Raw genomic sequence first — 26421 nt, forward strand, 5'->3', positions numbered from 1 at the left:
TCCCCGAATCGCGACGCGATTCCGCCGTCGCCCCCTCCCCGGCGCCGCCCGTGCGACGGGCGGCGCCGCCCTCCGAGCCCTACCACCCCTCCACCCCCGGCGAGCGGGTCTTCGACGCCCGCTCCGGGCGGTGGGCCGCCTTCATGGGCTGGCAGCACGGGCGTGCCTTCCTCCGGCCCCCGGGCGGCGGCATCGAGTGGGACACCGAAGCGCGTTGGATCACGAACACCGAACAGTGAGATGCCCCATGAGCAGCAGGATCGACAAGATCACGGCCGAGGACCGTCGCAACGCGGCCGACATCCTCGACGACCTCCAAACCGTCCTGCACGCCGCCGAGGTGAAGCTCCCCTCCCTCGGCATCGACTGGCGCCTGGTCAAGGACACCGGCGTCATCCTGATCGACCTCGGCGCGGCCAGGCCGGACGTCATCGAGCGGCTGGTCCTCATCCTCCGCAGGGGCATGCGACCGTAGTCGCCGCGACGGCCATCACCGTCGGGAGTCTCCTGCTCGCGGGCGTCGTCGCCCTCCTGCTGCCCGACGACGTCCCTCCCACGGCGAGCGTGCTGGTGTTCGTCCTCACCTTCCTCGTCACCTCCACCGGCGGGTTCGCGCTCGTCGCGGGGTGGTCGGGGACCGACTAGCGAAGGCGCGGGCTTCGAGGATCCTCGAAGCCCGCGCCACATGACAGAACGGTGGCGCCTTGAACCAGTTGCCCGTCCGAGTCAGAACGAGCCGTCGCCTCGGATGCCGTGGACGAGCCTTTGGGCGGCCGCGAAGTCGGTGGCGATCGTTTCGGGCACCCACTGCACGCCATCCCACCGCTCGATGAGCCGAGGCGCTGCCGGGTTCACATGGGCGGGGCGGTCGATCTCGTCGAGGTGTACGGCTCGCAGTTCTCCAGCAGGGCGTTGGAAGGCTGACCGGCACTCGGCCCACAGCTCCAGCGGTTCGTCCTCGTCCACGCCACTCCTCTCCACGGCGGGAGCGTACTCCTTACTCCAGCGGCCAGCTGTCCGCTGGAGTGTCGAGCCATGCCCGGTGCCCGCCGTCGGGTGCGACGGTCAGACCGAGCCTGCCCGGACCGGGCTGGTGGTTCTCCAGCCACCAGTGGTGGGCGGCTTCGACCTCGCTCCAGAGGCGGCGCGGGCCGTGCTGCCACACCGTGAACCGGGCGGAGTTCTCGGCGCCGTCCCAGTCGACGGCTGCCCAGGAACCACCGTCGGTCGTGGCCGTCCACAGCCGGGTGACCACGCCGGCCACGCCCGGATCGTGATCCCAGGCGTACCAGAGGTCGCCGAGGCGGTGGCCGAGAGCGAACCGGGTCTCGAACGCGGAGTCGGCGACAGCCCAGGGGGCGAGGGCGGTCGTGGACTCGGTCGGGAGGTGGTCCTCCATGACCACGTCCCGGAACAGCTGGAGGTCCCGGCGCTGGGTCCGCATCAGCATGAACGCGCTGTCCGGGGTGTACCTGCCGGTGGCGCTGCCGTCGCCGTCGACCGTCAGTCGGAGGAGACCGCCGCAGGCCCAGGGGTTGTCCCACGGGGTGAGGATGATGCCACCGGATCGGGTCTGCGTAATCCATGCCGACGGCACCCGCCGTACGGAGCAGGTCGCCAGAACCCGGTCGTAGACCGCCCCGGGAGGCCAGCCGCGGAGCCCGTCGCCGCACACAACGGCAGGAGCGTAGCCGAGGTTGCCGAGCGAGCTTCTGGCGCGGGCGACCAGGCCGGAGTCGACCTCGATTGTGGTCACGTTGGCGTCGCCCAGCCGGTGTGCCAGCAGCGCGGCGTTCCAGCCGGTGCCTGTGCCGATTTCCAGTACCCGGGTGCCCGGGGTGGGGTCGAGGGCGTCGAGCATCGTGAAGACGATCGATGGCGCGGACGCCGAGCAGGACGGCCATGCGTCCGCAGGATCGTCGGGTTCCTGGCCGTCGTTGATCTGCGTCACGACGGCTTCGTCCGAGTAGGCCGCAGAGAGCCACCGGTCGGGCTCGCTCCGGCGATCGCACAGCTCGTAGCCGTCGCCGGCGGCAAGCCAGATGCGGTCGGGAAGGAACCGGTGCCGCGGGACGGCCGCAGCAGCCCGGCGCCACTCCGGGGTGACCTCGTAGCCGAGGGAGCGGGAAACGGCGCGGAGCAGGCCACGCGTAGCGGCCTGCTCCCGGTGCTGCTGGGTCACTTGCTCTTGCCGTCCTTGCTGTGCTTGCCGCCCTCGGGCGCCTTCGCGGTGTCGGGGCTCGGCTTGGAGGGGCTGAAGTCCTTCCTCCCCGAGTGCTTGCCGTTACCGCCGTCGTTGGAGCCGCTGCCGCCGCCGGAGGTGCCGCTGCCCTTGCCGATACCCCATCCCATGGGAACTCCTACCTGGTCGTGGTGGTGCCGCTGACAGTCAACTCCGTGGGCATGCCGAAGGGAGGGGCCAGAAAGGGGGCCGTTCCACCGGCCCCGGTGCCGGACCCTGGGCCACAATTGAGGTCTCGTCACCTCTGATCGAGGGAGGGCCTGTGACCGTCACGCCGAACGGGATCGGCGAGCTGTTGCGCGGGCGTCGCGAGCAAGCTGGGCTGACGCGGGAGGAACAGGCTGCCGTAGTCGGAGGAGCGACGGGCGAGTGGTGCAGCCCGGACACGGTGAAGAACTGGGAGACGGAGAAACGGATTCCGCGACAGCCCTCGCTTCAGGGCATTGCCGACGCCTACGGTCTTCCCAAGGGGCAGGTTGTCGAGGCTGCAGCCCGCTCTCGGCGGTATCGGCGCGAGCACGGCACGGAGGACATGGTGAACCGGCGGAAGTTCATCGGGGCGGGCGTGGCCGCGGCCGCCGGTGTTGTGGTGCTGCCTGGTATTGCCCAGGCGCGTGAGGGGATCGAGTCAGCGCTCGCGCCATCCGGCGACGGCGATCTCGCGTACCTGGAGGCAGCCTTCGAGCGGCACCGGGGCGGCTACCGTGGGCGGTCGCCCGACAGGGTCCTCGCCGAGATGCTGTCCGACCTCGGCCTCCTGCAGAACGTCCTCCACCGCCCGCACCCCGCGCGCGCCCGAGCGGACCTGGCCCGAACTGCTGCCGGGATCGCGGGTCTGGTCGCCATCGTTCAACACGACCGTGGCGACCAGCGTGGCGCCTTCCAGTGGTTCGCCACTGCCGACCGGGCTGCGCGGGAATCGGGTGACCAGCGGATGCTCGCGTGGGTACTGGCGCGGCATGCCATGGTGCCACTGAACTACGGGGCTCCTGAGTCGGCGGCCCGGATTGCCGAGCGTGCGCGGTTCGAGGCCGGCGACGGTCCGACGGCGGCCGGTGCCCTGGCTGCGGCAGTCACCGCTCGTGCCCTCGCAGCCTCCGGCGATCTGGAGGGGGCTTCGCGGGCGGTCGACGATGTCCGTACGCTCGCGGAGCGGTTGGACGGCGCCGAGTCGGCGGACACGTGGTTCGGCTACTGCGAGCAGAAGCATTTTGTTCACCTCTCGCAGGCGTACCTGCTTCTCGGTGACTCAGACCGTGCCTGTGCCGCGCAGGAGGAAGCGCTGCACCTGACCGATTCCCCGTCCGTGATGACGCGGGCGCTGTTGGCGATGGACACCGCCGCGTGCCTGCGAATCGACGGTGATCAGACTGGAGCAGCCGAGATGGCCTCGGGTGTCTGGGACCGCTTGCCGAGCGGCTACCGGGAAGGCCTGATCCGGTCACGGGCTGAGCTGCTGCACCGGCAGCTCACTGGGCGCGCACGCACCTTCCTCGGCGATGCCCTTGCCCAGAGGTAGGGGGAGCGCACGACACAACCTCCGAGTATCCGGCGCGGGCTTCGAGGGGTCTCGAAGCCCGCGCTCGGCCCCTTGACCGGTTCTGACCGGCGGCGGATCCTCGGTGCCATGACCGTGCCTCCGCCGCCCAGGCCGTCCTACGCCCCGCAGCAGCCGCGTCCGGGAGGCTCTCGGGCCAACGCCGTCACCGTGCTGCTGCTCGCGGCCGTGGCGGTCGGTGCACTCGCCCTGCCCTGGGCCTCGTACAGCGGGGAGAGCGGCAGTCTGCAGTGGTCCGGGTTCGACATCCTGGGGAGCAACCACCGGTGGTCGGAGGCCTTTCTGGACGATGCCGGGACCTGGATGCGGGCCCTGCAGTGGATCGGTGTCGCCCTGATCGTGCTGTCGGTGCTGCGCCTGGTGGCCTCCGCCGTCCGGCTGGCCGGGCTCACCCTGCTGGTGGCGGCCGCGCTGGGCGCCGCCGCGGCGGGCTCGCTGGTGCAGTTCCACCATGTGCTCCAGGGCGGCGGCGGCTTCGCCCCGTCGATGCAGGCGGGGCCCGTCGTCGCGGCGGTGGCCGGGGTGCTCTGCTTCCTGGTCGCCTGCTTCGGCCCGGCCGCCCAGCGCCGTTGAACGACGGCCGGCACCCGGTACCCGGCTTGGAGCGGTGGTCGGGCCTCGGGTAGCCTCCGAACGATGACGACCGCTCAGGTACGACTCGATCCGATGACCGAGGCCGAATTCCAGGCCTACTTCGACCACATCGTGGCCAAGTACGCTGCCAGCAACGTGAGATCGGGCAACTGGACGGCCGAGGAGGCCGCCGGGAAGTCCAGGGGGAAGCTGGACGAGCTGCTGCCCGAGGGGCTCGCCACCCCCGACACCCGGCTCTGCCTGGCCCGGGACGCGGTGAGCGGAGAGCGGGTGGGCATCTTCTGGTTGCACCTGCGCCCGCACGGCACGGAGACCGCCGCCTTCATCCATGACATCGAGGTCGACGCCGGGCTGCGCGGTCGCGGCTACGGCCGGGCGGTGATGCTTGCGGGCGCCGACCTCGCGCGCCAACTCGGCGCGGTCCGGCTCGGACTGCACGTCTTCGCCCACAACGAGACGGCGATCGCGCTCTACACCTCGCTCGGCTTCGCCACCACCGACCTGGTGATGTCCCTGCCGCTGTGACGCCCCGGGATCGGCCCGGGGTCAGACGCCGTTGAGGGCGTAGTTGCGGAAGGTGGCGAGCAGCGGCAGCACCTCGGTCTTGCTCGGGTCCTCCGTCACGGCCCGCATGGCGTCGATCACGGCGTGGGCGATGGTCTTGGTGACGGCGAGGTCGTCCGGTGCGGCGACGGTGCCCCAGGCCTTGAGGGTCTGGGTGAGCAGGGCGCTCATCCGTGCGCCGATGTTGGCGCTGACGGCGTCGGAGAGCTCGGCGATCTCCTCGTCGCTCATGCTCGACCTGAGCCCGAAGGCCAGCGCCATCAGGGTGTCCATCGCGTGCTCGCCGTACGCGGCGACCAGCGACGGCAGTGAACGCTCCTCGGCCCCGCCCATCGCCAGGGCGGACAGCGCCTCGTCGTCGTCCTTCCACGCCGCCTCCAGGGCGGCCAAGGCCCGGAGGGCCTCGTCCATGGTCAGCCCGTCTGTCATGGGAGGAACGGTATTGAGCCGGCCCCCGTACCGCGCACGGTTCGGGGACCGGCTCACCCCTTCGAGCGAAGCCCGGCCTATTCCGGCCGGTGGACGTGGGCGAAGTGCTGCGCGTCCCAGTCGCCGCCGAGCGCGGGGGCCAGCGAGGCGGCGGCCAGGGCCGCGAAGTCCTCGGCGGTTCCCGCGCGTTCGGGCAGGGCGCCGAGCAGCGGGGCGCCCGCGGAGCGGGGCAGGTCGGCGAGGTTGCAGCGCTCGGCGAGGCCGGGGTCGGCGGGCCAGGAGCCGATCAGCACGCCGGCCAGCGGGAGTTCGCGGGCGGCCAGCGCCTCGGCGGTGAGCGAGACGATGTTCAGGGTGCCGAGTCCGGCCGAGGCGATCAGCAGGACCTCGGCGGCCAGGCCCGCGTCGAGCACGGCCCGGGCCTGGTCGGCCAGGGTGCGGCCGCGGTCGTCGTAGCGGACCAGCAGGCCGCCCGCGCCCTCGACCAGTACCAGGTCGTGGGTGGCCGCGAGTTCGCGGACCTCGGCCACCACCTCGGCGGGGGAGAGGTACGGCATCGAGGCCCGCCGGGCGGCGGTGTCGGGGGCCAGCGGTTCGGGGTAGCGCGCCAGCTCATGGATCGTCAGTTCGCCTGCCAGGCGCCGGACTTCGGCCGCGTCGCCGGGCTCACCCGGGGCCACGCCGGTCTGTCCGGGCTTGAGTACGGCGACCGTGCGGCCCGCCCGCAGGGCCGCCGAGGCGACGGCCGCGGTGGCGACGGTCTTGCCGACGTCCGTGTTGGTCCCCGTCACGAAGAGGATGCGGGCGCTCATCCGGCCACCGCCGCGGCGGTCACGGCGGCGGCGATGCGGGCCACGTCCTCGTCCTCCGTCACATAGGGGGGCATGGTGTAGATCAGGTCCCGGAAGGGGCGCAGCCAGACGCCCTCCCGGGCGGCCGCCTCGGTCGCCGCCGGGACGTCCACCGGGTGGTCCAACTGGACGACGCCGATGGCGCCCTGGACCCGGACGTCGTGCACGCCGGGAAGGTCCGCGGCCGCGGCGAGGCCGTCCCGCAGTCCGGTCTCGATCCGCTTGACCCCGACCGCCCAGTCCTGTCCGAGCAGCAGGTCCAGCGAGGCGTTGGCGGCCGCGCAGGCCAGCGGGTTGCCCATGAAGGTCGGTCCGTGGGCCAGCACCGGCACCTCGCCGCGGCTGATGCCGTCGGCGACCTCGCCGGTGCACAGCGCGGCGGCCAGGGTGAGGTAGCCGCCGGTGAGGGCCTTGCCCAGGCACATCACGTCCGGCGAGACGCCCGCGTGGTCGGCGGCGAACAGGGCGCCGCTGCGGCCGAATCCGGTGGCGATCTCGTCGAAGACCAGCAACACCCCGTACCGGTCGCAGAGTTCGCGCAGCATCCGCAGGTAGGCGGGGGAGTGGAACTGCATCCCGCCCGCGCCCTGGACCACCGGCTCGACGATGACGGCGGCCAGCTCGTCCGCGTGACGGGCCATCAACCCCTCGAAGCGGGCAGCGTATTCGGGGTCGAGCGGGGCGTCGAAGCCGGCCGGCGGCTGCGGCGCGAAGAGCTGCCCGGGCAGTACCCCGCCCCACAGGTGGTGCATTCCGCCGTCCGGGTCGCAGACCGACATCGGGTGGAAGGTGTCGCCGTGGTAGCCGCCGCGCCAGGTCAGCAGTCGGCGCTTCTCCGGCCGTCCGGTCGACTGCCAGTACTGCAGGCACATCTTCATCGCGACCTCGACCGCGACCGAGCCGGAGTCGGCGAGGAACACGTGCTGGAGCGGCTCCGGGGTGATCTCCACCAGCCGGGCGGCCAGCCGGACGGCGGGCTCGTGGGTGAGCCCGCCGAACATCACGTGGCTCATCCGTCCCAGCTGCTCGCGCACCGCCTCGTCCAGCACCGGGTGCCGGTAGCCGTGGATCGCCGCCCACCAGGACGACATCCCGTCGACCAGCTCGCGCCGGCCGCCCGCGACGGGCTCGGTCAGACGCAGCCGGACGCCCGAGGCGGACTCGACCAGGTACGGGGTGACGGTGCCGGGCATCGGACCGTACGGGTGCCAGACGTGCGCCCGGTCGAGGTTGAGCAGCGTGTCCGCGGACAGCTGGGACATGGTGGTTCTCTCCGAGGGTCAGGCGTTGGGCGCGAGTTCGGTGCCGGCGCCGCGGCGGCGGACCTTGACGAGGTCGCTGCGCAGCTCGTCGTCCTGCGGCACGGCGGCCTCGGTGCCCTCCGCGGTGGTCGCCTCCGCCGGGGTGTGCGCGTGCCCGCCGCACGGCCCGCAGCCGCCGCCGCTGCCGCACGCCGAGGCCGCCGTGCCGGAGGAAGACGCGGCCGTGCCGCAGGACGACGCGGTCGTGCCGCAGCCCGAGGCGGCGACGGCCTCGGCGATGTCGGCGCGGTGGCGCGGCAGGGTGGCCTCGCCGGCGCCCTCGACCTCGAAGCCGGCGTCCTTGATCATGTCGAGGTCGGTCTGCCCGGCCTGGCCCTCGCTGGTCAGGTAGTCGCCGAGGAAGATCGAGTTGGCGATGTGCAGGCCCAGCGGCTGCATCGAGCGCAGGTGCACCTCGCGGCCGCCCGCGATCCGCACCTCGGTGTCCGGGTTGACGAAGCGGACCATCGCCAGGATCCGCAGGCAGCGCTGCGGGGTGAGGTTCCACTCCTTGGCCAGCGGGGTGCCCTCGAACGGGATCAGGAAGTTGACCGGGACGGAGTCCGAGCCGAGCTCGCGCAGCGCGAAGACCACGTCGACCAGGTCCTCGTCGCTCTCGCCCATGCCGGCGATCAGGCCGGAGCAGGCGGACAGCCCGGCGCCGTGCGCCTTCTGGACGGTGTCGACGCGGTCCGCGTAGGTGTGGGTCTTGGTGATGGACCCGTAGGTGTTCTCGGAGGTGTTCAGGTTGTGGTTGTAGGCGTCGGCGCCCGCCGCCTTCAGCCGCTCGGCCTGGTTGTCGGAGAGCAGGCCGAGGCAGACGCAGATCTCGACCGCGGGGTCGGCGTCCTTGATGGCCGCCATGGTGTCGGTGACCCGGTCGATGTCACGGTCCGTCGGGCCGCGGCCGCTGGCGACCAGGCAGACCCGCTTGGCGCCGCCGGCCACCCCGGCGCGGGCGGCATCGGCGGCCTGCTCGGGCTTGAGCCAGGTGTACTTGAGGATCTCGGCCTTGGACCCCAGCCGCTGGGAGCAGTAGGAGCAGTCCTCGGGGCAGAGCCCGCTCTTCAGGTTCACCAGGTAGTTGAGCTTGACCCGGCGGCCGAACCAGCGGCGGCGCACCTTGCCGGCCGCGGCGACCACGTCGAGCAGCTCGTCGTCGGTGGTGGCGAGGACGGCCAGGGCCTCCTCGCGGGTCGGGACTTCGCCGCGCAGGCCCTTGGCGGTGAGGGTATCGAGCAGATCCATGGGGCCGATCCTGCCTGCTCGCGCGCGAATGGCGCCAGAGCAAACCCACCAGAAGATCCCGGCGAGGATGTGCCGATTGCCACAGTGTCGAAGCTCACGGCGTCGGTGCAGGTCACGCGCTTGACGGTGGCCGCGGCGGACGGTTACCGGCGGGTAGCCGGGCGGGGGTCGGCGGAGTGCCCGCGGGGGTGCCGCGGCGGCCGCCGGGGCGAAGATCCACAAGCCCCCGACCCCGTGATCCCGGCCACTCGACGGGTGCTTAGAATCTGCGCCATGACCACGCAGGGGGAGCACACCCCGACTCCGGGAGAGGGCCAGGACGGCCGGGCAGGACAGCGAATAGGCGGGGGCCTCGGCCGGGCGACGGCGGCGGAACCGGCGGGACCGGCGGACCCCCGGCGCGGCCGACGGCTGACCACCCGCCGGGCGGTCGGCTGGGTCGTCATGGTGGGCGTGGTCGTGGCCGGCGGATGGATCATCACCCGCCCGACGCCCGGCGACTACATCCCCGGCCTCGGCCCGTCCCGGAAGGACGCCGACCGCACGCCCCCCGTGGTCGGCTCCCCGCCGCCCACCACCGACCCCGAGGGCCTCAACGCCGACAACCTGTTCCCCGCCCAGCGCCCGGTCGAGGTCGCCGGCTACAAGGCCCGGCGCGGCGGCGTCCGGCAGGGTGAGAAGTGCGACGAGGTGCTCCAGGACCGTACCCAGGAGCTGCTCAAGGACAGCGGCTGCCGGGCCTATCTGACGGTCAGCTTCACCGGTGTCGACCACCCGGTGCTCAGCAGCGTCACCCTGCTGCGCTTCGCTGACCAGTCCGCCGCCGCCCGGGCCGCCGACACCCTGCGCGCCAAGCCCGGCGTGGTCGCCTTCATGCTCGCCGACACCAACATCGCGCCCGCCCAGTCCGGCGGTGAGGCCAAGCCGGGCAGCGAGCAGCGGATCGAGGCGGTCGGGCACTACGTGACCGTCACCGGCTCCCGCCCCGGCGACAGCCGCCCGAGCGGCACCGCCTCGACCCCGGCGTCGGCCGGCCCGACGCCGAGCGCCTCGGCCGGCGACTTCAACCTGGCCGAGGCCACCCGCGCACTGTCGTACGCGGCGGGGCAGCCGTTCGTGTGGATGTGACGAACGGGATGTGACGAACGGGATGTGACGAACGGGCCGGGGCCCGGTGCGTGTGCGCACCGGGCCCCGGCCCTTCACCTTCACCGACGGCCGGTCAGCCACCGAGGCGGTCCACCGCGGTCACCCGCACCACCGCCCGCCCCTCCTCGTCCGAGCCGTACAGGTCGACCTCGGCGCTGATGCCCCAGTCGTGGTCGCCCTCCGGGTCGTCGAAGATCTGCCGGACCTTCCAGGCGGAGTCCTCCTCCTCGATGATCAGCATCTTGGGCCCGCGCGCGTTCGGGCCGGTGCCGAGGTCGTCGTACTCGTCCCAGTAGCCGTCCATCGCGTCCGCCCAGCGGTCCGCGTCCCAGCCGTACTCGCCGTCCAGCTGGCCGAGTTCGTTCCAGTGCTCCAGCGCGCACAGCTCGACCCGGCGGAACATCTCGTTGCGCACCAGCACCCGGAAGGCCCGGGCGTTGGCGGTGACCGGCGCCGGCTTGTCGTCCAGGGTGACCTCGGCGGTGGCCGCCTCGGTCGGGTTGGCCAGCTGCTCCCACTCGTCCAGCAGGCTGGAGTCGACCTGGCGGACCAGCTCGCCGAGCCAGGCGATGACGTCCTTGAGGTCGTCGGTCTTCACGTCCTCGGGGACGGTCTGCTCCAGTGCCTTGTACGCCCCGGCGAGGTAGCGCAGCACGATGCCCTCGGTGCGGGCCAGCTCGTAGAAGCCGACGTAGTCCGAGAAGGTCATCGCCCGCTCGTACAGGTCGCGCACCACGGACTTGGGCTGGAGCTGGTGGTCGCCGATCCACGGGTGCGCCCGGCGGTACACCTCGTAGGCGTGGGTGAGCAGTTCCTCCAGCGGCTTCGGGTAGGTGATCTCCTGGAGCCGCTCCATCCGCTCCTCGTACTCGATGCCGTCCCGCTTCATCTCGCCGACGGCCTCGCCGCGCGCCTTGTTCTGCTGGGCGGCGAGGATCTGGCGCGGGTCGTCGAGGGTCGCCTCGACGACCGAGACGACGTCCATCGCGTACGAGGGCGAGGTCGGGTCGAGCAGCTCGAAGGAGGCCAGCGCGAAGGTGGACAGCGGCTGGTTGAGCGCGAAGTTCTCCTGGAGGTCCAGGGTCAGCCGGACGATCCGGCCCTCGGCGTCCGGCTCCGGCAGCCGCTCCACCACGCCGCCCTCCAGCAGCGAGCGGTAGATGGCGATCGTGGTGCGGATGTGGCGGCGCTGGGCGGCCTTGTCCTCGTGGTTGTCGGTCAGCAGCTTGCGCATCGCCTCGAAGGCGTTGCCCGGGCGGCCGATCACCGACAGCAGCATCGCGTGGCTCACCTTGAACCGGGAGACCAGCGGCTCCGGGTCGGCGGCGATCAGCTTGTCGAAGGTCTCCTCGGTCCAGCCGACGAAGCCCTCCGGCGCCTTCTTCCGCACCACCTTGCGCTTCTTCTTCGGGTCGTCCCCGGCCTTGGCGATCGCCTTGTCGTTCTCGATCACGTGCTCCGGGGCCTGGGCGACCACCTGGCCGACGGTGTCGAAGCCGGCCCGGCCGGCCCGCCCGGCGATCTGGTGGAACTCGCGGGCGCGCAGGATCCGCACGCGCTGTCCGTCGTACTTGGACAGCGCGGTGAACAGCACCGTGCGGATCGGCACATTGACGCCCACGCCGAGCGTGTCCGTACCGCAGATCACCTTCAACAGGCCCGCCTGGGCGAGGCGTTCGACCAGCCGGCGGTACTTCGGCAGCATGCCCGCGTGGTGCACGCCGATGCCGTGGCGCACGTAACGGGACAGGTTGCGGCCGAACTTGGTGGTGAAGCGGAAGTTGCCGATCAGGGCGGCGATGGCGTCCTTCTCCGCCTTCGAGCACATGTTGATGCTCATCAGCGACTGCGCCCGCTCCACCGCCTCCTTCTGGGTGAAGTGCACGACGTAGACCGGCGCCTGACCGGTCTGCAGCAGCTCCTCCAGGGTGTCGTGCATGGTGGTGCGGCGGTACTCGTAGAACAGCGGCACCGGGCGGGTCGCGTTGCGCACCACGGTGGTCGGCCGGCCGGTGCGGCGGGTCAGGTCCTCCTCGAAGCGGCGCACGTCGCCGAGGGTCGCCGACATCAGCAGGAACTGCGCCTGCGGCAGTTCCAGCAGCGGGACCTGCCAGGCCCAGCCGCGGTCCGGCTCGGCGTAGAAGTGGAACTCGTCCATGACGACCTGGCCGATGTCGGCCCGGGTGCCGTCCCGCAGCGCGATCTGCGCCAGCACCTCGGCGGTGCAGCAGATGATCGGAGCGGTGGGGTTCACGCTGGCGTCGCCGGTCATCATGCCGACCTGCTCGGTGCCGAACATCTTCACCAGGTCGAAGAACTTCTCCGACACCAGCGCCTTGATCGGCGCGGTGTAGAAGGTCCGCTGCCCCTCCGCCAGCGCCGCGAAGTGCGCGCCCGCCGCCACCAGGGACTTGCCCGATCCGGTCGGCGTCGCCAGGATCACGTTGTTCCCGGAGACGAGCTCGATCAGCGCCTCCTCCTGAGCCGGGTACAGGGTGATCCCCCGCTCCTCCGCCCAGGCTGCGAACGTCTCGTACAGCGCATCGGGCGTGGCGGGCTTCGGCATCAGGTCAAGGAGCGTCACCCGGCTATCTTGCCTGCTCGCCGCCACCCCGGGCAAAGCCCGGTGGCGGGGCGGGCCGGTCAGAACGGTGCGACGGGTGACTGCCCGGCCAACCGGGGATCGTTGGCGCAGCCCTGGGCGCCGACGAGTTCCCGCGCGGTGCGCAGCGCGGCGTCGACCCTGATCTGGTGGATCCGGACGGCGGGCGTGTCGGCGGAGCCCCGGTCACCGGTGATCGTGATCTTGAGGTACGGGGGCGGGGCGGTGCCGCTCCGGTCGTGGGCGGCGGGGGAGGCGGGGGAGGCCGCGGCGGTCGGGGAGGCGGTCGGAGCCGCCGGGGCGGCGGCCTCGGCGGGGGAGTCGCAGCGGACCAGCAGCTGCACCGTGCCGTCGTGGAAGAGCCAGCCCTGGGCGCCGGAGCCGAACGCCAGCGCGGCGGGGCGGACCGGCTCCCAGCCGCCGGCCTCCGCGTCGGTCTTCGCCTTCAGGAACCGCTCGTCCGCGTGCGCGACCTCGATCTTGGCGACCCAGTGGCTGCGGGCGTCGTCGCCCTGCCAGTCCACCGCGCAGACCGGATCGGCCAGGGCGTTCCGGCTGCCGAGCCGGTCCTTCCCCTGCCAGACCACGGCCCGGTGGCCCGGCCCGGACAGCGCCGCGAGGTCCTCGTGGCTGAAGGCGTTCCAGCAGGCGTCCGGCGGCACGTCGGTGGCGTGCGCGGACCGCCACCACCAGGTCCCGCCGCCGAGGCCGGCGGCCAGCACGGCCGCGCCGAGGGCGGCCGGCAGCACGCGCCGGCGCGGGTGCTCAGCCATGGGACGCCGCCTGCTGCTGCCCGAGGTCGGGGATCGCCGGTGCGGTGGCGGGAAGTTGCACCCGGTTGCTGCACCGGTACTCGGCGGAGGCGGCCCGGGCGACCTTCAGTGCGATGTCGCCGTACGCCTGGCGCTCCTGCTCCGACGGTGCGGTGGTGCCCCCGGTGGTGCCCCCGTCGCTGCCGACGTCGACCCGGAAGTACGGCGGCGCCGTCTTCCGCTTGGGGTCGTTCCCGGCGGGGACCTGGAAGTCGCACCGCACGTACAGCCGGACCCGGTGGCTGCTGTCCGCGGTGGCCAGCCAGGCCGCGCCGGGGCCGCCGTCCAGCGGGGTGACCCGGCGGTCCTGCGCGGCGTCCTGGGCGCGGTCGGCCTCGATGCCGTTCCAGGCGGGGTCGACCTTGACGGCCAGCGGCCGGCCGTGGCGGCCGTCGTCCCCGTGCCAGGAGAGATGGCACGCATTGCTGCGGATCTCGTTCTCCTCCGGCGAGGTCGGCGTCTGGATCCGGGGGTGCGGCGTCACTTCGGACAGCGTTCCGTGCGCCCCGGCGAGCGGCCGCAGGTCCTGTTCGGAGAGCGCCGACCAGCAGGCGCTGCGCGGGATCTCCAGCGACTGCTCCGGCCGCATGACCCACAGCACGCTGCCCCCGATCAGGGCCACCCCGAGGAGCCCTGCGGACCACGGCAGCCAGCGCCGCCCGGGCGGTTTCGGGGGGTTGTCGAGCGGGTTCGGGAACGGGTTCGGGGTGTGCGCGACGTCGACCATGGTTCAGCGTTCCGTCCGTGTCGGGGTTGCCGGGGCGTGCGGCGGGCATATTCGGCTCGTCGTCCCGGCCGGATCGACTGAATCGGTTGAATCGGTTGAATCGGCTGAATCGGTCGAATCGGCTAAGCGCCCGGGGTGCATTCGACGATCGAATTCGAAATTCGTCATGTGTCCGTCCTTCGGAAGGGGACCGGCACGGAGCGTATCGAAATCATCGACGCTCCGTCGGCGAATCCGGTGGGAATGTCGGGAATGAAGATCCGGAACGAAAGATTCGATATTCGCGGTATTCCGCCACGGTTAAGCGGTGTGGACGGCGACAAGAACACGCCGACCGGGTTGTGCCGATTCGCACATTGCCGCCGTCTCGCGGGGCGTGCCAGAGTGCCGGGCATGACCCTCCCCCTGACCTCCGCCTCCTCCTCGGCCCCGTCAGCCCCGTCCGCCCCGACCAGCCCGTCCGCCCCGGCGCAGGTCTTCGACTGGCTGGACGAGGCCGCCGCACTGCGGGCCGACGCCGGGCTGACCCGCACGCTGCGCAGCCGGACGGCGGAGGACCAGGTGCTGGACCTGGCCGGGAACGACTACCTCGGGCTGACCAGGCACCCCGCGGTGACCCGGGCGGCCGGTGCGGCGGCGCTGCGCTGGGGCGGCGGGTCGACGGGGTCGCGGCTGGTCACCGGGACGACCGCGCTGCACACCGAACTGGAACAGGACCTGGCCGAATTCTGCGGCGCGGAGGCCGCGCTGGTGTTCTCCTCCGGCTACACGGCGAACCTGGCCGCGCTCACCGCGCTGACCGACCCGGACACCCTGATCGTCTCCGACGCCTACAACCACGCCTCACTGATCGACGGCTGCCGGCTCGCCCGCGCCGACGTCCACCGGGCGCCGCACAGTGACCCGGCCGCGGTCGCCGAGGTGCTGGCCGCGCGGGAGCAGCGGCGCGCCCTGGTGGTGACCGACTCGGTGTTCTCGGTGGACGGCGACGCGGCACCGCTGCGCGCACTCTCCGAGGCCGCCCGCACCGGCGGGGCCGCGCTGCTGGTGGACGACGCCCACGGGCTGGGCGTGCTCGGCCCCGGCGGCCGCGGCGCCCTCGCCGCCGCCGGCCTGGCCGGGCAGCCGGACACCGTCGCCACCGTCACCCTGTCCAAGTCGCTCGGCTCCCAGGGCGGCGCCGTGCTCGGCCCGCACCGGGTGATCCGCCACCTCACCGAGACCGCCCGCACCTTCATCTTCGACACCGGCCTCGCCCCGGCCGCCGCCGGCGCCGCCCTCGCCGCCCTGCGCCTGCTGCGCGCCGAACCGCAGCGCGCCGACCGCGCCCGCGAGGTCGCCCGCGGTCTGGCCGCCCGACTGACCGCCGCCGGCCTGCACGCCTGCGCGCCGGACGCGGCCGTGGTCTCGGTCCGCGCCCCGGGCCCGGAAGCCGCCCTGGCCTGGGCCGCCGACTGCCGCCGGGCCGGCCTCGCGGTGGGCTGCTTCCGCCCGCCGTCCGTCCCGGACGGCATCTCCCGCCTGCGCCTGACCGCCCGCGCGGACCTCACGGACACCCAGATCACCCAGGCCGTCCGCACCATCGCCGACCTGGCCCCGGCGGGTGCCCGGAGCTGACCGGGCCCGTGGTGCGGACGTGATCCGGGCCGCCGTCCGATGACGGCGACCCGGATCCCTTGCGTTCCGTCGGCGCTCCGTCGGTGCTACTCGGCGGCGGTGCGTTGACGGTGCTGGGCGGCCTTGGCGCGGTTGCCGCAGCCTGACATGGAGCACCAGCGGCGACGGCCACCGGGGGACTTGTCGTAGTAGCGGGCGCTGCAGCCGTTGCCGGTGCAGATCTTGAGTCGGCGTCGGTCCTCGCCACCGAGGATCTCGGCGGCGTCCACGGCGATCCTGACCAGGGCCGTGGTCGCGTCGGCCGGCCGGTGGGTGTGCTGAAGGGTCGGTCGGCCGTCGTGGACGGCGAGTCGGAGCGGGTGCTCGGCGGCCCTGGCCAGCCAGGAGTTGATGACCTCCGCCGCCTCCTCCGGGAACGGCGTGCCGGCGACGACCGCCCGCACGCCCGCGTCGACGGCTTCCCGGAGGCGGACCGCCTGCGCGAGCAACTCGTCGTCGACGGCGAGGCGTTCGGCTGAGGGTTCCCCGGTGGGTGCGGCGGCCTGCTGCCGGGCCGCGGTGAACCAGGCCGTCAGGTCGTCGGGTGCCAGCAGGAGGTCGCGACCACCCCTGAAGCGGTCGCGCAGGGTGTTGACGAAATCGATGCTGGGCCTGCCGCCGTACCAGACCCAGTCGCGGCTGCTCGGCGAACTCCCCCTGACCTGACTCTCCATAACCACATGGTAGGTTACGGCGCTGAGTAACCACCTATATGGTTACGCCGATCCGGAGGGGGAGCACCGATGGGGAAGAGGGAAGGAACCGGCGGGCAGGTGTGGCTGCTGGCCCTGGGGATGTTCGCGATCGGGACCGATCTGTTCGTCGTCGCCGGGCTGCTGCCCGACGTCGGCCGCGACCTGGGCCAGTCCACAGCCTCGGCCGGCCAGACCTCGGCGGTCTTCGCCGTCACCTACGCGGTGGCGGCCCCGGTGCTGGCGAGCCTCACCGCGCGGGTCGACCGGCGGGTCCTACTGCTCGCCGTGCTCGCGGTCTTCGCACTGGGCAACGCACTGTCGGCGCTCGCGCCGGACTTCGCCGTGCTGCTCGTCAGTCGGGTGATCACCGGCGCCGGCGCGGCGCTCTACGCCGCCACGGCCTCGGCCGTCGCGGCCCGGATCACGCCGCCCGAGCGGCGCGGCCGGGCGCTGGCGGTCGTGTACGCGGGCATGACCAGCGCGATCGCGCTGGGCGTCCCGCTCGGCGACGAGATCGGGGCGCTGGCCTCCTGGCGCTGGGCGTTCGGGTTCGTCGCGTTGCTCGCCCTGATCACGATCGCCGGACTGGTCGGCCGCCTGCCGTCCATCCCCGGGACTGCCGGGCTGACCGTTCGGCAGCGGCTCGCAGCGGTCCGGGTCCGTCGTGCGCCGGTCGCACTGCTCACCACGGCGCTGTGGATCGTCGGGACGTTCTCGCTCTACACCTACCTGGGCACCGTTCTCGACACCGTCACCGGTGTCGGCGCCACCGGCCGCGCCTGGCTGCTCCTGCTGTTCGGCGTCGGCAGCTTCGCCGGGGTGCTGCTCGGCGGGCGGCTGGCCGACCGGGTGGACGCCCGTCGCGGGCTGGCGGGCACGGTCGGCGCGCTCGCCGTCGTCCTGGCGCTGCTCGCACCGGCGCTGCACTCGACCGCCGGAGCGGCGGTCGGGCTGCTGCTCTGGGGGCTGGTGCACTGGCTGAGCTTCCCGTTGATCCAGCACCGCCTGTTGGCGATCGGCGGGGAGCACGGCGACATGCTGCTGGCGCTCAACAACAGCGCCGTCTACGCGGGGCAGACGGTGGCGGCCGTGGTCGGCGGACTGTTCGCGAGCGCCGGACTGCTCGCCCGACTCCCGCTCGCCGCGGCGGGCTTCGCACTCCTCGCGGTGCTGTGCGCGCTGGCCTCCGGCCGATCGCGTACGGCCGAGGAGGCCGAGGCGCCGACCGAGGCCCGGCGCCCTCAACGGGTGGACAACTGAGTCCCCGGAGCGCCCACGGTGTCGGCCGCCGAAAACCGCTCGGCGGCCGACACCGTACCCGGCAGGATGGCGGCATGGCTGATCTGCACTGGGACGACCACGTGGCATGGCTGCTCGATCCGGCCCTGGACGGGTGGTTGCCGGGCGACGGCGTCGCGGACACCACGGTGGCGGACTGGCAGGCGCTGCTCGACCTGGTGGTGGAGCGGGGCTGGGAGCGGACGTTCGTCGTGGGCTGCTTCGAGATGGCGCTGCCGCCCGCCGAGGAGGTGCTGTCCTGGCCGGACGGGCCGGCGCGTCCGGTGCTGAGCGTGAACCCGGGGCCGGGGGTCGGTGCGGTCTTCCGGTTCCGCCGTGCGGGACGGATCGATCTGGATGTCGACGTCGAGCAACTCGGCGGCCAGGAAGGGCTGGACGTGTTGTGCGGCTTCCTGGCCGCTGTCGGGCGGCGGCTGGGCCGGGCGGTGCCGACGCCCGTCGAGGGCGGCGGTCCGTTCCTCGGGTACGACCTCGAAGCCGACCGGGTCCGGGTGTTGTGGACCCCTCCGGAGGGCGTCACGCCTGCTCGGTGACCTCGGCCGCCTCCGCCGTGAGCAGGGCCAGCAGGCCGGGGAAGCGCTGTTCGATGTCGGCCCGGCGGAGGGTGGCCATCCGGCTGTTGCCCCGGTCGACCTGGCGGACCAGCCCGGCCTCGCGGAGGGTCCGGAAGTGGTGGGTCACCGTCGCCTTGCTGACCGGTAGGGCGAAGGAACTGCAGGTGCGGGCCTCGCCGTCGGGTCCGGTGGCGAGCTCCCGGACGACGCGCCGTCGCAGCGGGTCGGCCAGTGCGGACAGCACCCGGCCGAGTTCGATCTCCTCCGGCGCGGGGTGCCCCTCGTCGTCGGGCATCGCGTCCACCTCCTAGGTACGGCTTGCATCGTACCTCGTGGCGGCCCTAACGTACCCAAGGTACGACGCACGTCTTACCTTGAGATCGAGGAACACCCATGGACCAGCTGGACCAGCCCTTCACCCTCGTCGTCACCGCCCACCCCAAGCCCGAACGCGCCGAGGAGCTCCGCCGACTCCTGCTCTCCTTCGTCGAGCCGACCCGCCGGGAGCCCGGCTGCCTCGAGTACCACTTCCACGAGGACCGCGACGAGCCGGGCGTCTTCGTCTTCTACGAGGCCTGGCGGAGCCGGGCGGACCTCGACGCCCACCTGGCCCTCCCGCACCTCGTGGACTTCTGGGAGCACCGGATGGACTACCTGGAGCGGGACCTGGAGATCCGCTACCTCACCATGCACAGCCCGTACGAGGAGCGCGCCCCGCGCAGCTGACCTCCTCGGGTACGACCCCGCACTCGACCGGGTCCGCTACGGCCGGCCCGGGACGAGCAGCGCCTCCGCGCCCACCGGGCGGTAGCCGGCGGCCTGGAAGGCGCGGACGCTGGGGGCGTTGCCGGGGGCCTGCTGGGCCCAGACCACGTCGCCGGCCGGTAGCAGGTGGCGGGCGGCGGTGGCCAGGGCGCGGCCGAGGCCACGGCCCCGGGTGCTGGGGTCGACCTCGACGGCGGCCTCCCAGCGGCCCGCGACTCCCCGGCCGAGGACGAGCACGCCGCCCTCGGCCCGGTACACCCGGACGTCCTCCCGGTAGCGCAGGGCCCGTACCACGCGCGGGTGTTCGCGGTCCTCGACGAGGGTGAGCGGCAGCGGCGGCCCGCCCGGGAGGCGGTCGGCGACGGTGAGCAGGTCGATGTTGTTGACGGTCCGGCCGGTCCGGGCGGCGAAGGCGCTGAGGAAGGGCGGGCAGAGCGGCGCGGCCAGCGGGTCGCCGGGGTCGGCGGCGAGGGTGGCGTGCACCCAGGCCGGGTCCTGGTCGGTGAACACCACGGCGTGCGCGGCGAAGCCGATCACCCCGGCCTCGCGCGGCGACGGCTGCGGCACCACCGTCACCGTGCCGTCCGAGGGCGGGAACACCCCGCCCGCCGCGTCCGCCAGGATCTCCGCCAGCCCCCGTACGCCCATCACGCGCCCTTTCCGTTGATCGATGATCACCAGACTAGTCGCGGAGCCGGACCAACGGACAACATCGGAAGGGCAGTTGAACGGAGTCGGAGGCCGGGCCGCCCGGACCGCCCTCAGGCGGGCTTCTTCCGGGCCCGGCTCGGCTGGACCCGGGGAGGTTCGCCGGCGGCCTTCGGATGGTCGGGCGGGTACGGGAGTTCGCCGAGTCCCTCGTCGTGCAGCTGCCTGTCGTACAGCTCCAGCAGGCCGTCCAGCCGGAACGCGTGGCCCTCCATCTCCACGTTGAGGTCGCCGAGTTCGGCGAAGCGGGCGGGGACGGTCCGCAGGTCGAAGTCCTCGGGCGAGGCGTCGTCCAGCTCCTCCCAGTGCAGCGGGGCGGAGGCGGTGGCGCGGGGACGGGCGCGCAGCGAGTAGGCGGAGGCGATGGTGCGGTCGCGGGCCATCTGGTTGTAGTCGACGAAGATCCGCTCGCCGCGCTCCTCCTTCCACCAGGCGGTGGTGACCTCGCCGGGCATCCGCTGCTCCAGCACCCGGCCGAGTGCGATCACGGCGTGCCGGCCGTCGGTGAAGGTCCACTCGGGCACCAGCGGGACGTACACGTGCAGGCCGCGGCCGCCGGAGGACTTGGGCCAGCCGCGCAGCCCGTACTCGGCCAGCAGGGCGCGCAGTTCGTGGGCGGCGCGGACGGCGTCGTGGAAGTCGGTGCCGGGCTGTGGGTCCAGGTCGATGCGCAGTTCGTCGATGTGGTCGGTGTCGGTGCGCCGCACCGGCCACGGGTGGAAGGTGAGGCAGCCCAGGTTGGCGGCCCACAGCACGGCGGCGGGCTCGGTGGGGCAGATCTCGTCGGCGGAGCGGCCGCTGGGGAATTCGATCCGGGCGGTGGGCAGCCAGTCCGGCAGGCTCTTGGGCGCCCGCTTCTGGTAGAAGAACTCGCCGTCCACGCCGTCGGGGAAGCGCTGCAGGGTGGTCGGCCGGTCCCGCAGCCCGCGCAGCACCCCGTCGGCGACGGCCAGGTAGTACTGGGCGACGTCCAGCTTGGTGAAGCCGCGCTCGGGGTAGTACACCTTGTCCGGGTTGGACAGCCGGACGGTGCGCCCGGCGACTTCCAGTTCGACGGCTGAGCCCATGCCCCCCACGCTAAGGGCGCCGTGCCCGGCGCGCGCCCCGGGGTGAACGGGGCGAGGATCGGACCCATGGACCTGCCCGTGATGCCGCCGGTGGCGCCGATGCTCGCCAAGTCGGCGGCCAGGATCCCGCCGGGGATGCAGTACGAGGCCAAGTGGGACGGCTTCCGTGCGATCGTGTTCCGCGACGGCGACGAGGTGGAGCTCGGCAGCCGCACCGGCAAGCCGCTGACCAGGTACTTCCCCGAGCTGGTCGAGGCCTTCCGGCGGGAGCTGCCGCCGCGCTGCGTGCTGGACGGCGAGGTGGTGATCGCCCGGGACGGGCGGCTGCGCTTCGAGGAGCTGCTGGAGCGGATCCACCCGGCGGCCAGCCGGGTCAGGCTGCTCGCCGAGCGGACCCCGGCCTCCTTCGTCGCCTTCGACCTGCTCGCGCTCGGTGACGAGGCGCTGGTCGACCGGCCGCTGTCGGAGCGCCGCCCGGCCCTGGAGGCGGCCCTCGCGCACGCCGCCGACCCGGTGTTCACCGCCCCGGCCTCGACCGACCGCGAGCTGGCGCAGAGCTGGTTCGCCGAGTACGAGGGCGCCGGGCTGGACGGGGTGGTGGCCAAGCCGCTGGACCAGCCGTACCGGCCGGGGGAACGGACCATGTACAAGATCAAGCACGAGCGCACCGCCGACTGCGTGGTGGCCGGCTACCGCGAGCACAAGAGCGGCCCGGTGGTCGGCTCGCTGCTGCTGGGCATCCACGACGAGCAGCACCGGCTCCAGCACGTCGGCGTCTGCGCGGCCTTCCCGATGGCCCGGCGCCGCGAACTGGTCGAGGAGCTGGCCCCGCTCAGGCTCGACGACCTCTCCCGACACCCTTGGGGCGCCTGGGCGGAGGAGTCCGCGCAGGCCGAGGGGCGGCTGCCGGGGGCGGTCAGCCGCTGGACCGGCGGCAAGGACCTGTCCTGGATCGCACTGCGCCCCGAGCGGGTGGTCGAGGTGGCGTACGACCACATGGAGGGCACGCGCTTCCGGCACACCGCGCAGTTCCGCCGCTGGCGGCCGGACCGCACGCCGGAGAGCTGCACCTACGCGCAGCTGGAGGAGCCGGTCTCGTACGACCTCGGCAAGGTGCTGGGGCTCTGACGGACAAGCTCCGAGGGCCCGACCGGGACGACCGGTCGGGCCCTCGGAGTGTCCAGGGTGTCCCCGGCTGCTCAGGAGACGCGCAGCGAGCCCGGGGCGGTGCCGGTGGCCGTCGCCCCGCCGGACGGCGAGCCGGACCCGGAGGCCGACGCCGAGCCCGACGCCGAGCCCGACGCCGAGCCCGAGGAGGAGGTCGAGGCCGAGCCGGAGGCCGTACCGCTCGGCGACGCGGTGGCCGCGCTCGGCAGCGTGTAGACGTTGTTCGGCGACACGATCTGGGTGACCGCCTTGGCCACCAGCGTCGACGGCTCCGAACCCTGGTACTGCACATCGGTGTTGAGCTGGACCACCAGGCTGGCCTGGGCGTCCGGCAGGTACACCGCGACGGTCTGGTAGCCGGGCAGCGAGCCGTTGTGGCCGATCCAGCCGTGGGTGTTGAAGATCCCGAAGCCGTAGCCGACGCCCGGTGTGCCGGTGGAGCGGCCCTTGAGCCGTTCCGCCTGGGTGGCGGGCTTGAGCAGCGGGTTCCCGGTGGCCAGCGCCTTGGACCAGGTGGTCAGGTCGGCCAGGTTGGAGATCGCCGCGCCCGCCGCCCAGCCCCAGGACGGGTTCCAGGTGGTGGCGTCGGTGAGCTGCCCGTTCGCGTCCTGGTCGGTGTAGCCGTGGGCGTGCGGGTCCGGGAAGGTCGCGTCCGTCGGGAACACCGTCTTGGTCAGCCCGGCCGGGGTGAACACCTGGGCCTTCAGGTAGTCGCCCAGCGCCTGGCCGCCGGCCTTCTCGACGACCAGCCCGAGCAGCACGTAATTGGTGTTGCAGTACTCGAACTTGCTGTCCGGCGCGAAGTTCGCCGGGTGCTTGAAGGAGTAGGACAGCAGCTGGTCCGGGGTGAAGACGTGGTCGGGATCGTTGAAGAAGATCCGCTGGAAGTCCGGGTCGTCGCTGTAGTTGTACAGCCCGCTGCGCATGTCGCCGAGCTGGCGGATGGTGATGCCGTCGCCGTTCGGCACGTTGGGGACGTACTTGGAGACAGGGTCGTCCAGGCCGACCTTGCCCTGGTCGACCAGCTCCAGCACGGCGGTGGCGGTGAACGTCTTGGTGACGCTGCCGATCCGCTGGTACAGGTCGGTGGACATCGGCGTCCCGGCGCTCTTGTCGGCCACCCCGAAGGACTTCTGGTAGCTGCCGTCGGGGGTGGTGTAGCCGACCGTCACGCCCGGGATCGAGGCCTGGCTCATCACCGCCTGGATCGCGCTGTCCAGCTTGGCGGTGACGTCCGAGGTGAGCGGCACCACCTTGCTGGAGGCGGAGCCGGAGGCGGCGGACGGGCTGTTCGCGCCCGGGCTGCCGAGGCCGGCGGACGGGCTGAGCGCGGCCGGCTCGGCGGTGATCACCGGACTGTCGGCCTTCGGCGCGGAGGAGGAGCCGGAGCAGGCCGCGGTCGTGAGCAGACCGGTCAGGGCCAGGGCGGCGGCGGTGGCGCGGCCGGCGGTGCGGCGACCGGTGGCGGCGCGACCGGCGGGGCGGGGGGCGGCCGGACGCGGCCGTCGGATCTTGGTCATGGGTCGAGAGCGCCTCATCCTTGAGTGGGCGGCTCCGGAGCGCGCACACGGGCCGCTGCTCCACGGGGCCGCAGGGAGCGTCGCCACCGTAAGCACCGTGGCCGCCCGGCCGCGCGCGGTTCGGCGCCCGGCTGATCCGAACGGGACCGCCGTCAGCCCTTTGCCCCAACCCGGCTGGCGGCCGCTGTCAAGTACCCGGCCCGGGCGGCCGGTTGGTGTCGGGACCGGTGCCCCGCGCTCCGCCGGACGGGTGAGCACCGGCACGCCGCGACCGCCCCCGGGCCCTGCTCGGGCACGATCGTTCAGCCCAGCTGTGGCCGCCCTTAAGAATTCCTCGATGGACCGCACCCCCTCCCACCAGGCAGATTTCTGCCTGCCGGAGCGTGCCCGTCAGGAGCGGCCGAACCGCGCCACCTCGGCCTGCCGCAACCCTCGCAGGCCGTTCCCCGAAGCACGTCAGGAGCCGTCGCCGTGAAGGCACTCGTCAAGCAGAACGCCGAGCCCGGCCTCTGGATGATCGACGTCCCGAAGCCCGAGATCGGCCCCGGCGAGGTGCTGATCAAGGTGCTGCGCACCGGCATCTGCGGCACCGACCTGCACATCCGCAAGTGGGACGGCTGGGCGCAGCAGACCATCAAGACCCCGATGGTGATCGGCCACGAGTTCGTCGGCGAGGTCGCCGAGATCGGCTCCGGGGTCGCGGACATCGCGATCGGCGACCTGGTCAGCGGCGAGGGCCACCTGGTCTGCGGCAAGTGCCGCAACTGCCTGGCCGGGCGCCGCCACCTGTGCCGCAACACGGTCGGCCTGGGCGTCAACCGCGACGGCGCGTTCGCTGAGTACGTGGCGCTGCCCGCCTCCAACGTCTGGGTGCACCGGGTGCCGGTCGACCTCGACGTGGCCGCGATCTTCGACCCCTTCGGCAACGCCGTGCACACCGCGCTGTCCTTCCCGCTGGTCGGCGAGGACGTGCTGGTCACCGGCGCGGGCCCGATCGGCATCATGGCCGCCGCCGTCGCCAAGCACGCCGGCGCCCGCAGCGTGATGATCACCGACGTCTCCCCGTACCGGCTGGACCTGGCCCGCCAGGTCGGCGTGACGCTGGCGCTCAACGTCGCCGAGCACACCATCGAGGAGGGCCAGCAGAAGCTGGGCCTGCGCGAGGGCTTCGACGTCGGCCTGGAGATGTCCGGCCGCCCCGAGGCGATGCAGTCGATGATCGCCAACATGACCCACGGCGGGAAGATCGCCATGCTGGGCCTGCCGGCCGAGCAGTTCCCGGTGGACTGGGCCTCGATCGTCACCTCGATGATCACCATCAAGGGCATCTACGGCCGCGAGATGTTCGAGACCTGGTACGCGATGTCCGTGCTGCTGGAGGGCGGCCTGGACCTCAGCCCGGTGATCACCGGCCGCTACGCCGCCGACGACTTCGAGGCCGCCTTCGACGACGCGGCCGGCGGCAACTGCGGCAAGATCATCCTCGACTGGACCGCCTGATCCCCGCGATCCACCCGCCCGAGCCCGCGATCCACTAGGAGACCGTTCGTGTTCGACAACGTGCGCGCCGACATCGCCACCACCCTCGACGAGATCCGCGAGGCCGGCCTGTTCAAGCCGGAGCGGGTGATCGGCAGCCCGCAGAACGCCGAGGTCACCGTCACCTCCGGCGGCCGCCCGGGCGAGGTGCTGAACTTCTGCGCCAACAACTACCTCGGCCTGGCCGACCACCCCGAGGTGCTGGCCGCGGCGAAGGACGCGCTGGACCGCTGGGGCTACGGGATGGCCTCGGTGCGCTTCATCTGCGGCACCCAGGACGTGCACAAGGAGCTGGAGAACCGCCTCTCGGCCTTCCTCGGCCAGGAGGACACCATCCTCTACTCCTCGTGCTTCGACGCCAACGGCGGCGTCTTCGAGACCCTGCTGGACGCCAACGACGCCGTCATCTCCGACGCGCTCAACCACGCCAGCATCATCGACGGCATCCGGCTCAGCAAGGCCCGCCGCCACCGCTACGCCAACCGCGACCTGGCCGACCTGGAGCAGCAGCTCAAGGAGACCCAGGACGCCCGCCGCCGGCTGATCGTCACCGACGGCGTGTTCTCGATGGACGGCTACGTCGCCCCGCTGCGCGAGATCTGCGACCTGGCCGACCGCTACGACGCCATGGTCATGGTCGACGACTCGCACGCCGTCGGCTTCGTCGGCGCGGGCGGCCGCGGCACCCCCGAACTGCACGGCGTGATGGACCGGGTGGACATCATCACCGGCACCCTGGGCAAGGCGCTCGGCGGCGCCTCCGGCGGCTACGTCGCCGCCCGCCGGGAGATCGTCGCCCTGCTGCGCCAGCGCTCCCGCCCGTACCTGTTCTCCAACTCGCTGGCCCCGGTGATCGCGGCGGCCTCGCTCAAGGTGCTCGACCTGGTCGAGCAGTCCAACGAGCTGCGCGAGCGGCTGGCGGCCAACACCGCGCTGTTCCGCTCGAAGATGACCGAGGCCGGCTTCGAGATCCTGCCGGGCGACCACCCGATCGCCCCGGTGATGATCGGCGACGCGGCGAAGGCGGGCCGGCTGGCCGAACTCCTGCTGGAGCGCGGCGTGTACGTGATCGGCTTCTCCTTCCCGGTGGTGCCGCACGGCCAGGCCCGGATCCGGGTCCAGCTGTCCGCCGCCCACTCGACCGAGGACGTCGAGCGCGCCGTCGCGGCCTTCGTGGACGCCCGGGCCGCACTGGAGGGCTGACCGCCCCACGGACCGCCCGCGGGCCGGACCGCTCGGAACCGGACCGGCCCGCGGGCCCACAACCGCCGTGGGGGGGGGGGGGTGTGGATAGCCCCCCCCCCCCCCCCCCCCCCCACCCCCCCCCCCCCCCCCCCCACCCGCGGGGGGGGGGGGGGGGGGCCCCCGCCCCCC

General features: G+C 72.8%; 28 protein-coding genes. 13 read left to right on the top strand and 15 right to left on the bottom strand.

Features of this window, described 5'->3' with window-relative positions; translation table 11 throughout:
- Window positions 1–50 precede the first annotated feature (50 nt).
- Complete coding sequence (locus ABTZ03_RS18750) at window positions 51–239, top strand: hypothetical protein (protein ID WP_350514095.1); 189 nt, start codon at window positions 51–53, stop codon at window positions 237–239.
- An 8-nt stretch (window positions 240–247) separates the two neighbouring features.
- Window positions 248–475: a hypothetical protein gene (locus ABTZ03_RS18755; RefSeq protein WP_350514096.1), complete on the top strand. Its 228-nt coding sequence runs from the start codon at window positions 248–250 to the stop codon at window positions 473–475.
- A 251-nt stretch (window positions 476–726) separates the two neighbouring features.
- On the opposite strand, the gene ABTZ03_RS18760 is transcribed toward ABTZ03_RS18755, so the two are convergent.
- Genes ABTZ03_RS18760 through ABTZ03_RS18770 form a run of 3 tightly spaced genes read right to left on the bottom strand, consistent with a single transcriptional unit; the run spans window position 727 to window position 2352 of the window.
- Window positions 727–966 (bottom strand): DUF6087 family protein, encoded by a 240-nt coding sequence (locus tag ABTZ03_RS18760; RefSeq protein WP_350514097.1) that lies wholly within the window; start codon window positions 964–966, stop codon window positions 727–729.
- A gap of 31 nt (window positions 967–997) precedes the next feature.
- Entirely contained in the window at window positions 998–2182 is a 1185-nt protein-coding gene (locus ABTZ03_RS18765) for a methyltransferase domain-containing protein (protein ID WP_350514098.1), read from the bottom strand.
- Complete coding sequence (locus tag ABTZ03_RS18770; RefSeq protein ID WP_350514099.1) at window positions 2179–2352, bottom strand: hypothetical protein; 174 nt, start codon at window positions 2350–2352, stop codon at window positions 2179–2181. The genes ABTZ03_RS18765 and ABTZ03_RS18770 overlap by 4 nt, the downstream gene beginning before the upstream one ends.
- 152 nt (window positions 2353–2504) lie before the next feature.
- Between ABTZ03_RS18770 and ABTZ03_RS18775 the strand changes: the two genes are divergently transcribed.
- The 3 genes from ABTZ03_RS18775 to ABTZ03_RS18785 all read left to right on the top strand — a co-directional run bounded on the left by ABTZ03_RS18775 (window position 2505) and on the right by ABTZ03_RS18785 (window position 4919).
- Entirely contained in the window at window positions 2505–3761 is a 1257-nt protein-coding gene (locus ABTZ03_RS18775; RefSeq protein WP_350514100.1) for a helix-turn-helix domain-containing protein, read from the top strand.
- Between the two features lie 108 nt (window positions 3762–3869).
- Window positions 3870–4373 carry a hypothetical protein gene (locus ABTZ03_RS18780; protein ID WP_350514101.1) on the top strand — a complete coding sequence of 168 codons (504 nt, stop codon included), beginning with the start codon at window positions 3870–3872 and terminating at the stop codon, window positions 4371–4373.
- Between the two features lie 63 nt (window positions 4374–4436).
- A complete protein-coding gene (locus ABTZ03_RS18785; protein ID WP_350514102.1) occupies window positions 4437–4919 on the top strand; it encodes a GNAT family N-acetyltransferase in 483 nt (160 codons plus the stop codon).
- 21 nt (window positions 4920–4940) lie between these two features.
- On the opposite strand, the gene ABTZ03_RS18790 is transcribed toward ABTZ03_RS18785, so the two are convergent.
- From ABTZ03_RS18790 to bioB, 4 genes are all read right to left on the bottom strand, one after another.
- On the bottom strand, window positions 4941–5387 hold the full coding sequence (locus ABTZ03_RS18790; RefSeq protein WP_350514103.1) for a hypothetical protein: 447 nt from the start codon (window positions 5385–5387) through the stop codon (window positions 4941–4943).
- 77 nt (window positions 5388–5464) lie between these two features.
- Window positions 5465–6199 (bottom strand): dethiobiotin synthase, encoded by a 735-nt coding sequence (bioD, locus tag ABTZ03_RS18795; RefSeq protein WP_350514104.1) that lies wholly within the window; start codon window positions 6197–6199, stop codon window positions 5465–5467.
- Window positions 6196–7500: an adenosylmethionine--8-amino-7-oxononanoate transaminase gene (locus ABTZ03_RS18800; RefSeq protein ID WP_350514105.1), complete on the bottom strand. Its 1305-nt coding sequence runs from the start codon at window positions 7498–7500 to the stop codon at window positions 6196–6198. Before ABTZ03_RS18800 ends, bioD begins: the two co-directional genes overlap by 4 nt.
- A gap of 18 nt (window positions 7501–7518) precedes the next feature.
- Complete coding sequence (gene bioB / locus ABTZ03_RS18805; RefSeq protein WP_350514106.1) at window positions 7519–8787, bottom strand: biotin synthase BioB; 1269 nt, start codon at window positions 8785–8787, stop codon at window positions 7519–7521.
- Window positions 8788–9060: 273 nt separating this feature from the next.
- Between bioB and ABTZ03_RS18810 the strand changes: the two genes are divergently transcribed.
- Window positions 9061–9915 (top strand): hypothetical protein, encoded by an 855-nt coding sequence (locus tag ABTZ03_RS18810; protein WP_350514107.1) that lies wholly within the window; start codon window positions 9061–9063, stop codon window positions 9913–9915.
- Window positions 9916–10009: 94 nt separating this feature from the next.
- Here ABTZ03_RS18810 and ABTZ03_RS18815 read toward each other — a convergent pair whose 3' ends face one another.
- From ABTZ03_RS18815 to ABTZ03_RS18825, 3 genes are all read right to left on the bottom strand, one after another.
- Window positions 10010–12502 (bottom strand): DEAD/DEAH box helicase, encoded by a 2493-nt coding sequence (locus ABTZ03_RS18815; RefSeq protein ID WP_400918897.1) that lies wholly within the window; start codon window positions 12500–12502, stop codon window positions 10010–10012.
- 77 nt (window positions 12503–12579) lie between these two features.
- Window positions 12580–13311, bottom strand: coding sequence for a hypothetical protein (locus ABTZ03_RS18820; RefSeq protein ID WP_350514109.1), 732 nt, complete (start codon window positions 13309–13311; stop codon window positions 12580–12582).
- On the bottom strand, window positions 13304–14077 hold the full coding sequence (locus tag ABTZ03_RS18825) for a hypothetical protein (protein ID WP_350514110.1): 774 nt from the start codon (window positions 14075–14077) through the stop codon (window positions 13304–13306). Before ABTZ03_RS18825 ends, ABTZ03_RS18820 begins: the two co-directional genes overlap by 8 nt.
- 393 nt (window positions 14078–14470) lie before the next feature.
- On the opposite strand from ABTZ03_RS18825, the gene ABTZ03_RS18830 reads away from it, so the two are divergent.
- Window positions 14471–15694, top strand: a complete 1224-nt coding sequence (locus ABTZ03_RS18830) for an 8-amino-7-oxononanoate synthase (RefSeq protein WP_350514111.1) — start codon at window positions 14471–14473, stop codon at window positions 15692–15694.
- A gap of 86 nt (window positions 15695–15780) precedes the next feature.
- Here ABTZ03_RS18830 and ABTZ03_RS18835 read toward each other — a convergent pair whose 3' ends face one another.
- Entirely contained in the window at window positions 15781–16407 is a 627-nt protein-coding gene (locus ABTZ03_RS18835) for a CGNR zinc finger domain-containing protein (RefSeq protein WP_350514112.1), read from the bottom strand.
- A gap of 69 nt (window positions 16408–16476) precedes the next feature.
- Here ABTZ03_RS18835 and ABTZ03_RS18840 point away from each other — a divergent pair, with 69 nt between their 5' ends.
- Together ABTZ03_RS18840 and ABTZ03_RS18845 are read left to right on the top strand one after the other, a co-directional pair.
- The gene (locus ABTZ03_RS18840) at window positions 16477–17688 is read left to right on the top strand and encodes an MFS transporter (RefSeq protein ID WP_350514113.1); all 1212 of its coding nucleotides are present in this window, start codon (window positions 16477–16479) and stop codon (window positions 17686–17688) included.
- 74 nt (window positions 17689–17762) lie between these two features.
- A complete protein-coding gene (locus ABTZ03_RS18845; RefSeq protein WP_350514114.1) occupies window positions 17763–18260 on the top strand; it encodes a hypothetical protein in 498 nt (165 codons plus the stop codon).
- Here ABTZ03_RS18845 and ABTZ03_RS18850 read toward each other — a convergent pair.
- Window positions 18244–18576, bottom strand: coding sequence for an ArsR/SmtB family transcription factor (locus ABTZ03_RS18850; protein ID WP_350514115.1), 333 nt, complete (start codon window positions 18574–18576; stop codon window positions 18244–18246). The two genes, ABTZ03_RS18845 and ABTZ03_RS18850, sit on opposite strands and share 17 nt — an antisense overlap.
- 98 nt (window positions 18577–18674) lie before the next feature.
- Here ABTZ03_RS18850 and ABTZ03_RS18855 point away from each other — a divergent pair, with 98 nt between their 5' ends.
- Window positions 18675–19007, top strand: coding sequence for a putative quinol monooxygenase (locus tag ABTZ03_RS18855; RefSeq protein WP_502894510.1), 333 nt, complete (start codon window positions 18675–18677; stop codon window positions 19005–19007).
- A gap of 36 nt (window positions 19008–19043) precedes the next feature.
- On the opposite strand, the gene ABTZ03_RS18860 is transcribed toward ABTZ03_RS18855, so the two are convergent.
- The gene (locus ABTZ03_RS18860; protein ID WP_350514128.1) at window positions 19044–19694 is read right to left on the bottom strand and encodes a GNAT family N-acetyltransferase; all 651 of its coding nucleotides are present in this window, start codon (window positions 19692–19694) and stop codon (window positions 19044–19046) included.
- Between the two features lie 113 nt (window positions 19695–19807).
- Complete coding sequence (gene ligD / locus ABTZ03_RS18865; RefSeq protein ID WP_350514116.1) at window positions 19808–20821, bottom strand: non-homologous end-joining DNA ligase; 1014 nt, start codon at window positions 20819–20821, stop codon at window positions 19808–19810.
- 66 nt (window positions 20822–20887) lie between these two features.
- Between ligD and ABTZ03_RS18870 the strand changes: the two genes are divergently transcribed.
- Window positions 20888–21949 (top strand): ATP-dependent DNA ligase, encoded by a 1062-nt coding sequence (locus tag ABTZ03_RS18870; protein WP_350514117.1) that lies wholly within the window; start codon window positions 20888–20890, stop codon window positions 21947–21949.
- A gap of 71 nt (window positions 21950–22020) precedes the next feature.
- Here the strand turns inward: ABTZ03_RS18870 and ABTZ03_RS18875 are convergent, their stop codons facing one another.
- Window positions 22021–23508, bottom strand: coding sequence for a serine hydrolase domain-containing protein (locus tag ABTZ03_RS18875; protein WP_350514118.1), 1488 nt, complete (start codon window positions 23506–23508; stop codon window positions 22021–22023).
- 471 nt (window positions 23509–23979) lie between these two features.
- Between ABTZ03_RS18875 and tdh the strand changes: the two genes are divergently transcribed.
- Both tdh and ABTZ03_RS18885 read left to right on the top strand, forming a co-directional pair.
- Window positions 23980–25008 carry an L-threonine 3-dehydrogenase gene (tdh, locus tag ABTZ03_RS18880; protein WP_350514119.1) on the top strand — a complete coding sequence of 343 codons (1029 nt, stop codon included), beginning with the start codon at window positions 23980–23982 and terminating at the stop codon, window positions 25006–25008.
- A gap of 48 nt (window positions 25009–25056) precedes the next feature.
- Window positions 25057–26250, top strand: coding sequence for a glycine C-acetyltransferase (locus ABTZ03_RS18885; protein WP_350514120.1), 1194 nt, complete (start codon window positions 25057–25059; stop codon window positions 26248–26250).
- The last annotated feature ends 171 nt before the right edge of the window (window positions 26251–26421 follow it).

The sequence above is a fragment of the Kitasatospora sp. NPDC096077 genome (assembly GCF_040303245.1).
GTDB lineage: Bacteria > Actinomycetota > Actinomycetes > Streptomycetales > Streptomycetaceae > Kitasatospora.